Raw genomic sequence first — 276 nt, forward strand, 5'->3', positions numbered from 1 at the left:
CTGGCGGGCTACAGCCGGGTGCGCATCGGCGCCATGGCCCGCGCGCTCGAGCAGCAGTGCATCGCGGTCATGGCCTCGACGGTCGGAAGCTGCGACTGGTCCGAGGCGGTGGATACCAACATGGGCATGGGCGGGGTCTTCTGTCCGCCCGACACCGGCTTTCCTGCCACCGGGGTGATCGCCGAGGGCCGACTCGGACAACCCGGCTGGACCTATGCCGAGGTTGACCTTGACGCCGTCGCGCGGGTCCGTAACGATGGCGTCGTGCTGAACCGA

1 pseudogene is annotated in these 276 nt (G+C 69.2%); it reads left to right on the plus strand.

What is annotated here, in order from left to right:
- Nucleotides 1-276: pseudogene (locus E0702_RS17200) on the plus strand (amidohydrolase); the annotation flags it as partial.

The organism is Halomonas marinisediminis, from assembly GCF_004347715.1.
Lineage (GTDB): Bacteria > Pseudomonadota > Gammaproteobacteria > Pseudomonadales > Halomonadaceae > Halomonas > Halomonas icarae.